The sequence below is a fragment of the Streptomyces sp. NPDC088261 genome (assembly GCF_044740805.1).
GTDB lineage: Bacteria > Actinomycetota > Actinomycetes > Streptomycetales > Streptomycetaceae > Streptomyces.
In genome coordinates this window covers 210875-220620 of sequence record NZ_JBIURL010000011.1, presented here as the reverse complement: position 1 = coordinate 220620, position 9746 = coordinate 210875, and the positions used below count along the sequence as shown (strand labels likewise).

General features: G+C 70.4%; 10 protein-coding genes. 8 read left to right on the top strand and 2 right to left on the bottom strand.

From position 1 onward, the window contains the following. Positions 1-139: 139 nt before the first annotated feature. From ACIODU_RS22570 to ACIODU_RS22535, 8 genes are all read left to right on the top strand, one after another. Entirely contained in the window at positions 140-784 is a 645-nt protein-coding gene (locus ACIODU_RS22570; RefSeq protein WP_401769640.1) for an HAD family hydrolase, read from the top strand. 60 nt (positions 785-844) lie between these two features. Continuing rightward, the gene (locus ACIODU_RS22565; protein WP_401769639.1) at positions 845-2059 is read left to right on the top strand and encodes an MFS transporter; all 1215 of its coding nucleotides are present in this window, start codon (positions 845-847) and stop codon (positions 2057-2059) included. Continuing rightward, positions 2028-3200 (top strand): acetoin utilization protein AcuC, encoded by a 1173-nt coding sequence (locus ACIODU_RS22560; RefSeq protein WP_401769638.1) that lies wholly within the window; start codon positions 2028-2030, stop codon positions 3198-3200. Before ACIODU_RS22565 ends, ACIODU_RS22560 begins: the two co-directional genes overlap by 32 nt. 97 nt (positions 3201-3297) lie before the next feature. Further along, positions 3298-4113: a phosphatase gene (locus tag ACIODU_RS22555; protein WP_401769637.1), complete on the top strand. Its 816-nt coding sequence runs from the start codon at positions 3298-3300 to the stop codon at positions 4111-4113. Positions 4114-4241: 128 nt separating this feature from the next. Continuing rightward, on the top strand, positions 4242-4454 hold the full coding sequence (locus tag ACIODU_RS22550; protein ID WP_161312241.1) for a helix-turn-helix domain-containing protein: 213 nt from the start codon (positions 4242-4244) through the stop codon (positions 4452-4454). Between the two features lie 111 nt (positions 4455-4565). Continuing rightward, positions 4566-4664 carry a 30S ribosomal protein bS22 gene (locus ACIODU_RS22545; RefSeq protein ID WP_003948845.1) on the top strand — a complete coding sequence of 33 codons (99 nt, stop codon included), beginning with the start codon at positions 4566-4568 and terminating at the stop codon, positions 4662-4664. A gap of 250 nt (positions 4665-4914) precedes the next feature. After that, the gene (locus tag ACIODU_RS22540) at positions 4915-5964 is read left to right on the top strand and encodes an NAD-dependent epimerase/dehydratase family protein (RefSeq protein WP_356432227.1); all 1050 of its coding nucleotides are present in this window, start codon (positions 4915-4917) and stop codon (positions 5962-5964) included. Between the two features lies 1 nt (position 5965). After that, positions 5966-7231, top strand: coding sequence for a lysophospholipid acyltransferase family protein (locus ACIODU_RS22535; RefSeq protein WP_401769636.1), 1266 nt, complete (start codon positions 5966-5968; stop codon positions 7229-7231). A gap of 76 nt (positions 7232-7307) precedes the next feature. Here the strand turns inward: ACIODU_RS22535 and ACIODU_RS22530 are convergent, their stop codons facing one another. Together ACIODU_RS22530 and ACIODU_RS22525 are read right to left on the bottom strand one after the other, a co-directional pair. Beyond that, a complete protein-coding gene (locus ACIODU_RS22530) occupies positions 7308-8528 on the bottom strand; it encodes a DUF5667 domain-containing protein (protein WP_356432231.1) in 1221 nt (406 codons plus the stop codon). Between the two features lie 224 nt (positions 8529-8752). Beyond that, positions 8753-9547: an ECF subfamily RNA polymerase sigma factor, BldN family gene (locus tag ACIODU_RS22525; protein WP_356432233.1), complete on the bottom strand. Its 795-nt coding sequence runs from the start codon at positions 9545-9547 to the stop codon at positions 8753-8755. Positions 9548-9746: the final 199 nt, after the last annotated feature.

The window sequence follows — 9746 nt, the reverse complement described above, 5'->3', positions numbered from 1 at the left end:
TAAGCCTCGTAGCGCCGATGGTACTGCAGGGGGGACCCTGTGGGAGAGTAGGACGCCGCCGAACAATCTTTGATCGTGGGAATGCCCTGTACCTTCTGGTACAGGGCATTCCTGCGTTCCGGGTCATAAGGTCAGAGGCATGCGCTACGAACTGGTTATCTTCGACAACGACGGTGTGCTTGTCGACAGCGAGCCCCTTTCCAACACCATCCTGGCCGGCTATCTCACCGAGTTGGGCCACCCCACCTCCTACGAGGACTCCCTGCGCGACTACATGGGAGCCGCCGTGCACCGCGTCCACGACCTCGTGAAAGAACGCACCGGCCAGCTTCTGCCCGCCGACTTCGACGACGTCCTGCACGCACGCGTCTTCGCCGCCTTCGAGCGGGAGTTGCAGCCGGTCGACGGGGTGGAGGAGCTGCTGGGGAAGCTGGCCGCCGACGGCGTCCCGTACTGCGTCGCCTCCTCCGGGAGCCACGAGCGGATCAGGGTCGGGCACCGGAAGACCGGGCTCGACCGGTGGTTCGACGACGCCGTCCTCTTCAGCGCGCAGGACGTCGGGCGGGGGAAACCCGCCCCCGACCTCTTCCTCCACGCCGCCGCCCGCATGGGGGTGGCCCCCGATCGCTGTGTGGTGGTCGAGGACAGTCCGCTGGGTGTCGCCGCGGCGCGGGCCGCCGGCATGGAGGTGTACGCCTTCACCGCCATGACGCCCGCCGCGCGGCTCTCCGGGGCCGACGGGTACTTCTCCACCATGGACGAACTGCCCGGATTGCTCGCCTGATCCATCTACCCAGGCGATCCGTCTACCCAGGGGTAGGGCGGCGCCCTACGCTGTCCCGCCATGACAGATGTGCGGTTGCGGCACGGACGGGCCTCCCTGGCGCTGGGCTTCCTCGTCCAGGGGGTGGCCTTCGCCCTGCTCGTCACCCGTATCCCCGGCATCCAGGACCGGTACGGCATATCCGACGCCGTCCTGCCGGTCTTCCTCGCCGCCGTGCCGATCCTCGCGGGCGTCGGCAGCGTGGTCACCGAGAAGCTGGTCCTCCGCGTCCGGCCCGGTGCGCTGCTGCGGGGGACCCAGCCCGTCCTGCTCCTCGCCCTCCTCGGGGTCGGCGCCGGCCGTGAGGTGTGGCAGCTCGCCCTCGCCCTGGCGGCGTTCGGGCTGGCGATGGGGGCGCTGGACGCCTCGATGAACATGCTTGGGGTGCGCCTCCAACGGGCGTACGGGCGCAGCATCATGATCGGTTTTCACGCGGCGTACAGTCTCGGCGGGATCGCCGGGGCCTCGCTCGCCTGGGCCGGGGTGCACCTGGACCTCTCGCTGCTGGTCTCGTATCTGCCGGTGGTGGCCGTGCTGGTGCCGGCCGCGCTCGTCGGCGGGCACTGGTACAAGGCCGCCGAGACCGTCCCGTACGGTCCCCAGGACAGTGGCGGCGCGCCCGGAGCGGTCGCCAAGCCCCTGGTCTTCAAGCTGCTGTTGCCGCTCTGTCTCGTCATGGCGTTCGCGTACATCGGTGACTCCACCGTGTCGAACTGGAGCGCCAAGTACCTCCACGACGTCCTCGGCAGTTCGGAGGAGCTGGCGACCGTCCCGTACAACGCCTACATGGTCACCACGCTCCTCGGCCGCTCGGTGGGCGATCTGGGGGTACGGCGTTTCGGGGCCGTGGCCGTCGTGCGGTGCGGGACGCTCCTCGCGGGCCTCGGGTTCGGTGTGGTCGCGGTGGCGCCGGGGGCCTGGGCCGGGATCGCCGGGTTCACCCTGCTGGGGCTGGGGCTCTGTGTGATCGTGCCGCAGACCTTCGCGGCGGCCGGGCGGCTGTTCCCGGACGCGAGTGACGCGGCCGTGGCCCGGCTCAACATCTTCAACTACGTGGGGTTCCTGGTCGGATCGCCCCTGGTGGGGGCCCTCGGCGACGCCTGGAGCTACCGGGGCGCGATGCTCGTACCAATGGTCATGGTCCTGGTGACTTTTGTATACACCCGCTCGTTCGGGGCGGACCCGGCCCGATACGGTGGCGGGCATGAGCGCTCGCGCACGGCTGATGTGGGATGACGGGGTAACGGGTTACAACTTTGGACCCAGCCACCCCATGGATCCCGTACGGCTCGCGCTGACCATGGGGTTGGTGCGGGCGTACGGCTTGGACGAGGTGGCGGAGGTGGTGTCCGCGCCGGCCGCGGGGGACTCGACCCTGCGGCTCGTCCACCAACAGGACTATGTGGACGCGGTACGGCGCTTCTCGGAGCGCCCGGGCGACGCCGACGGGTCGTACGGCGTCGGTACGCCCGACGACCCGGCGTTCGCCGGGATGCACGAGGCGTCGGCGCTGATCGCCGGGCAGTCCGTGGGGGCCGCCGAAGCCGTGTGGCGCGGGCAGAACGCGCACGCGGTGAACTTCGCGGGAGGTCTGCACCACGCGATGCCGGGGTCGGCGTCCGGGTTCTGCATCTACAACGACGCCTCGCTGGCGATCGCGCGGATGCTGGAGCTGGGTGCGGAGCGGGTCGCGTACATCGATGTGGACGTCCATCACGGGGACGGCGTCCAGGAGACGTTCTGGGACGATCCCCGGGTCCTGACGATCTCGATGCACGAGCACCCGCACACCCTGTTCCCCGGCACCGGCTGGCCCGAGGACACCGGTGGCGACGGGGCCGAGGGCAGCGCGGTGAACATCGCCCTGCCGGCCGGGACCGGCGACGAGGGGTGGCTGCGGGCCTTCCACGCCGTCGTACCCGAACTGCTCGCCGATTTCCGCCCGCAGGCGCTCGTCACGCAGCACGGCGCCGACACGCACTTCGAGGACCCGCTGGCGCACATCGCGGTGTCCCTGGACGCCCAGCGGGCCGTCCAGGCGGCCTGCCACGACCTGGCGCACGAATACGTCGAGGAGGGGCGCTGGGTGGCCCTGGGCGGGGGCGGGTACGCGGTGGTGGACGTCGTGCCGCGATCCTGGACCCATCTGGTGGCGATCGCGGCGCACGCGCCGATCGATCCGGAGTCGGTGGTGCCCGCCGCGTGGCGCGACGAGGTGTACGCGCTGACGCGGCAGTTGGGGCCGGGGCGGATGACGGACGGGCGGACGCCGGAGTGGCGTGCGTGGGACTCCGGGTACGATCCGGCCGACCGGCTGGACCAGTTGATCCTGGCGACGCGCAAGGCGGTGTTCCCCCTGCGGGGGCTGCTGCCCTGACGCGGACCGGGGCCGGCTGCCCGGCCGTTACGCCAACGGTGGGGTTCTGCGGCCGTTCCGGTCCCCCGCGGGCGCCGGAACGGGCAGCATCGGCGGGGTGTTGAGCACCGGAGCCCTGCGGGCGCATCTGCTGGCGGCCAGGCTGGCCGGTCCTGTGGCCACGTCACGGGAGAGGAGTCTGCGCAGTTACCGGCTCTTCGCGGCCAGGGATCCCCGGGTGCTGCTCGGGCTGGATCCCGAACGCCCCTGGAGCGAACGGGACGTGCTGGGGCTGATGGCGGACAAGTGTGGCGTCTCGTCCGATCCCGGTCGGGTGTCGGGCGCGGACGAGATCGACCCCGAGCGCACGCTGTCCGCGCTGCACGCCTTCGCGGAGCGGCTGCGGGAGGCGGCGGCGGACCGGGTTCCCGTGCTGTTCGGTACGGGGCACCCGGGGCGGCTGCTCGGTTTCTACGCGGCCCTGGCAGACGCTTTGTCGGCGGCGGGATGTCTCGTCCTCACCCCGGCACAGGGGAGATGTATCGACATAACGACCCGGTTCGGGGTACGCACGTACCGCCTCGACTACGTACGGGGAGTTGCGTTGATGCGTGAACCGGACCTGCCGTACGCCCGGAGTGAGACCGGCGCGCACACCCATTCGCCGCTGCCCGTCCGGGTGGCGCTGGACGGTCTGGTGGCGTCCCGGGGGCCCCTGCCGGGGCTGGTGGTGGGGGACCACGGATGGGTCTGCGGGGCAGGTCAGCTGGGTTTCGAGGCCATCGGTCTCGCGGACACGGACGATCCCGCGCTGTTCGTCGGCGAGGCGGAGGGGCGGGTGGCCGTCGCCGTACCGCTCGACGACGCCGTACGGTCCGCTTACTACCTGCCGCTTACTCGCTATGTACTCAATCGAGCGTGTCTGTCACAGTAGGCCGCCGTAGGCTGCTCCTCTTCCCCACTCGCACCACCCGCCCCTAGTCTGGGGCGTGAGCGCACAGCGACGAAGAGTCACCGGAGGGGAAGCCGGTGGCCGCCGCGTGCGGAAGGTACAGGTGGGTCATGGCTGCTGGCAGCGAGAGGCCTCTCAACGAGGTCAAGTTCCTTACCGTGGCGGAGGTCGCCTCGGTGATGCGAGTGTCGAAGATGACGGTGTACCGGTTGGTGCACAGCGGTCATCTGCCGGCGATCCGGGTGGGCAGGTCCTTCCGGGTTCCGGAGCAAGCGGTTCACGAGTACCTCCGCGAGTCATTTGTGGGGGTCCAGCCCGCCTAGGGCGTGCACTCGGATTACGTCTCTCACTCGGTGACGGGTAGGCTAGGCCGACGTAGGTCGTGTGGGCCCAGACGCCCCGCACCGAGTGAAGAGAAGTGAGCGAGGGTAGTCGTGGGCTCTGTTATCAAAAAGCGGCGTAAGCGGATGGCCAAGAAGAAGCACCGCAAGCTGCTCAAGCGCACCCGCGTTCAGCGTCGTAACAAGAAGTAGTCCGTTCCCGCTCCGGCGGGGGCGTTCCGCGACAGCTGTTCGTGCATTCACGGCTCTTCCGCCAGAACATGGCGGGAGGGCCGTTGGTGTTTTCCCGGCCGTCGGTGTTCGGGGCTTGTCGGCGTTCCGGGCCCGTTGGTGTTTCTTCGGCCAAAAGAGCTGTCCGGCGGGTCGTGCGGTCACGCCCGGGCAATACCGACCCGCTACGGTGACGTCGGAAGACCACCCGGTGCTAGGGAAGGCGCTGATCTTGGGCAAGGTCGTGCTCGTGACCGGAGCGGCCAGGCAGCTCGGAGGCCGTTTCGTACGGCGCGTTCAACGCGACTCCGACGTCGACCGGGTGATCGCCGTCGACGCGGTTCCTCCCGAGCACCAGCTGGGTGGCGCGGAATTCGTCCGCGCCGATATCCGGCAGCCCGCCATAGCGAGAGTTCTCGCCGAACACCGCGTGGACACCGTGGTGCACCTGGACGTGACCGGTACGCCGCTGGGCACCGGCGGCCGTGCGTCGGTCAAGGAGACCAACGTCATCGGCACGATGCAGCTGCTCGGCGCCTGCCAGAAGTCACCGACCGTCAAACGGCTGGTCGTGAAGTCCAGTACGAGTGTGTACGGCTCCGCGCCCCGCGATCCGGCGGTCTTCACCGAGACCACGCCGCCCAAGTCCCTGCCGAGCGGCGGCTTCGCGAAGGACGCGGTGGAGGTCGAGGGGTACGTACGGGGCTTCGCGCGGCGGCGGCCCGATGTGGCCGTCTGTGTGCTGCGGTTCGCGAACATCCTCGGGCCCGCGGCGGATTCGCCGCTGGCGGAGTACTTCGCGCTGCCCGTCCTGCCGACGGTCCTCGGCTACGACCCCCGGTTGCAGTTCGTCCACGAGGACGACGTGATCGACGTCCTGCTGATCGCGGCCGACGAGCCGCGGCGCGGGACGCTCAACAGCGGGACCTTCAACGTGGCGGGCGAGGGCGTGCTGCTGCTCTCGCAGTGCTCGCGGCGGCTGGGGCGGCCCACCGTGCCGGTGCTGCTGCCCGCCGTCACCTGGGTCGGTTCGGCGCTCCGTACCGTCGGCATGACGGACTTCTCGCCCGAGCAGATCAGGCTGCTGACCCACGGCCGGGTCGTCAGTACGGACCAGATGCGCGAGACACTGGGGTTTGAACCGACGTACTCCACGGCGCAGGCCTTCGCGGACTTCGCCCGCAGCCGGGGTGCGGGGCTGCTGCCGCCCCAGGCGGTGGCCCACGCGGTCGACCGGCTCTCCACGGCCGTCCGCACTCTCGCGAGCAAGGAGCGCAGCTGACATGGCCGATGCCAAGGTGATCCCCTTCGGCGACGAGCCGAGGCGGCGGGGGGCGGGGGGCCGTCCCAAGCAGGCCCCCAAGCAGGCCAAGGACGGGGCCGGGAAGCGGGGGCACGGGGCCGGGAGCGGTTCCGGGCCGGGTACGGGGGCGGGCCAGGGGCGCAAGCCGGGTCCGCTGACGCCCGTACCGGAGCCTGAACCCGAGACCTCGGAGGACGGCGGTCTCCCGGACGGCGGGGAGTCGTTGGGCGGGCTGTCGGCGGCGGCCGCGGCGGCCGGCGCGGAGGCGGACGACGCGGTCCGGGCGGCGGGCGGTGGCCCCGAGGGGGCGGCCGGCGGCGGTGCGGACGGTGGTGCGGGTCGCGGTGACGGTGGTGCGGCGGGCGGGGACGCCGAGGGCGCCGACGGTGGTACGGGCGGTGAGCCGGGCGGCTGGGAGCGGCGGATCGCGGGCGGTCTCGCGTTCCTGCGCCGGCGGGTCACCGGGGACTACGAGGTCGACGAGTTCGGGTACGACAAGGACCTGACCGAACAGGTCCTGATGTCGCTGGTGCGGCCGATTTACGAGAACTACTTCCGGGTCGAGGTGAAGGGCATCGAGAACATCCCGTCGGAGGGCGGGGCGCTCGTGGTGGCCAATCACTCGGGGGTCCTGCCGCTGGACGGGCTGATGATGCAGGTCGCCGTCCACGACAACCACCCAGGGGACCGGCATCTGCGGCTCCTGGCGGCCGATCTGGTGTTCATGCTGCCGGTGGTCAACGAGCTGGCGCGCAAGGCCGGGCACACGCTGGCGTGCGCGGAGGACGCGGAGCGGCTGCTGGAGCGCGGCGAGGTCGTCGGGGTGATGCCGGAGGGTTTCAAGGGCATCGGCAAGCCGTTCGGCGACCGGTACAAGCTCCAGCGGTTCGGCCGGGGCGGGTTCGTCTCGACGGCGCTGCGGGCGGGGGTGCCGATCGTGCCCTGTTCGATCGTCGGGGCCGAGGAGATCTACCCGATGGTCGGCAACTCGAAGACTTTGGCGCGGCTGCTGGGCATTCCGTACTTCCCGCTGACGCCGACGTTTCCGTGGCTGGGGCCGCTGGGGGCGCTGCCGCTGCCGACGAAGTGGACGATCCAGTTCGGGGAGCCGATTCCGACGGACGGGTATCCGCCGGAGGCGGCGGAGGATCCGATGCTGATGTTCAACCTGACGGATCAGGTGCGGGAGCAGATCCAGCACACGCTGTACAAGCTGCTGGTGCAGCGGCGGTCGGTGTTCTTCTGACGCCGCGCCGGACTTTCCGAGGGTGTGGCTGAGGCGGGGTTCCTGGTGGGAGCCCCGCCTCAGCTGTGTCCGTGAGCTAGTCCGCGTCGTCCGCGTGGATGCCGAGCCCTGGGAGCAGGTCGGGCAGCAGCGGGGGGATCGTGACGTCAGGACCCGGGCGGTCGGTGCTGTCCTTGGGTGCGGACGGCAACGGCAGGACGCCGTTCGGCGGGGGGTCGAGCAGGCCGCCGGTCTTGCCGCCGAGCAGGCCCTCCTCCGAGGCGTGCTCCGAACCGGAGCCCGAGGGGCGCGGCGTGTCGCTGGTGTGCGAGCCGCTCTCGCTGGTGCCGGGTGTGGCGGGTGCGCTGGTGGGGGCGGTACGGGGGGTGCCCGGGGAGTCCTGCGGGGTGCCGGGCCGGGGCTCGGTCCTGTGTCTCTCCGGGGCCCGCGGCAGCATCGACTGGAGCGGGGCGACCTCTTCGTCCATCGCGTCGAAGACCGAACTGACCTCGTCGCCCACGTCCGTCAGCTGGACGGGCAGGCGTTCGCGGAGTCCGTTCCACGCCTGGCGGTGGGAGGCGGAGAACGAGGAGAGGGTGGCGATCGGGCCGAGGGAGCCGTCCCGTTCGTAGGCCTGGTGCAGCAGTCGGTGACCTTCGGTCGCGTCGTGCTTCATCCCGCTCAGGGCGCGTCTGATCTCGCCCAGGGACTCGTGGTCCAGGTGGCCGGCGCGGTCGCGCTCCATCAGCCTGCGCGCTTCGTTCAGCCGGGTCGAGGCGTGGTCGAGGTAGAGCTCGCCCCGGCTGGAGTCGTCGTCCGCCAGGTTGAGCTTGAGATCCTCCATGCCGCGCTTCAGCCCGTAGAGCGAGTCGCCGGGCAGGGCGTCGGAGCTGGCCGCGGCCACCCCGCCGAACGCGCCGGCCGCCACCCCGACCGTGAGTCCGCCGGCCGCGAGGCCTTTGGACCACCGGGATCTGGGGCGCAGTTTCCGGAGCGGGGAGGCCCGGTGGGCACCCCGGCCGGACGTCCGCTGCTCGGGCACCGTGGTGCCCGAGGACATACCTCCGCCGGCTGTGCCTTCGAGCAGCATGGCCTCCATGGCGGCCACGAGCTGTGCTCGTTGCACCACTTTGACCTCGGGGTCCAGCGTGGGTCTCGGCAGGTCACCGAGACCACTCGCCAGGGCCAACAGCCGCCCCTGTTCGGCCGGTTCGGCCGACTCGGCGGGCTGTTCGGCCGCCTCGCCCTGAACCGTCCGGTCGTCCAGGGCCTGGGCGAAGGCGTTCGCCCGCCGGTGTGCCGAAACGTTCGCGATCACTGGCGGCACCTCCTCTCGTCATGACGATCGACTCCCCTGGGGGTCCGGAAGGTTGCACACCTTGAGCGCATCCACACCATCGGGTGAATGGCCGCGAGCGTGACGTGACCGCAGGGAGCCTGCATCCCGCACAACGAGCGGCTCGGCACTTGGGTTACGCGCGAAGGATGATCGGACCAGTGAGTCATCGAGGCGTCACCGAAAGTGAGTTGAGTCGTCGGCGGTCAGCGGGCGTCTTCGGGGAGCAGGCGGGCCAGGGTGCGTACGGCTCGGTATTGCAAGGTCTTGATCGCTCCTTCGTTCTTGCCCATGACGCGGGCCGTCTCGGCGACCGAGAGGCCTTGCAGGAAGCGCAGTGTGACGCACTCCTGCTGCTGGGGATTGAGTTTCCGTACGGCTTCCAGCAGCGCCGCGTTGGAGAGGGACTCCAGGACGGAGTCCTCGGGACTGCGCTCGACCTCGTTGGCGTCGAGCATTTCGCCCGTGGTCACTTCGAGCCGGAACCGGCTCGACTTGAAGTGGTCCGCGACCAGGTTCCGGGCGATCGTGACCAGCCAGGCGCCGAAGTCTCGCCCCTGCCAGGTGAAGGTGGAGATCCGGCGCAGGGCGCGCAGGAACGTCTCGCTGGTGAGGTCCTCCGCGGTCGCCTTCCCGCCCACGCGGTAGTAGATGTAGCGGTAGACGGTGTCGCTGTACTGGTCGTACAGCCGGCCGAAGGCTTCGGCCTCACCGGCCTGGGCGCGCTCGACGAGTTCCATCATGCGGGCGCTGTCGCTGTCGGCGGTGGGCCGGCGGGCGGTGGTCGAGGCGGCGGCGCCGCTTCGGCTTCCCCGTCTGCCGACCGCCGCACCGCCGCTCGCCAGGGCATAACAAGGTCCGATAGGGCCGCTCACGGCAGGGGCCGGTGCGGCGAAGGCGGGGACGGCGTACGCGGTGGGGACGAAGCCGCGCAAATGGTCGAGGACCGTTGCGCGCAGCGTAGCCAGGCCCGAGGCGTCAACCCCGACGTGTGGGTACACGGGACTCCCAGAGGCAGAGCTTCCATCACGTGCAGTGCGGGACCGTTCACTCGCCGTGGTGACGGGTGGGGTCCGGTATGCGTCTGAGGAGAATAACGCTTCGTACAGGCAGCGCTACACCCAGTTGCTCAAATCATCGATTACGTCGCTTCTGTGGCGGCTAAGCGGCGGATCAAGTAGCACATGGTGACCATTTGCT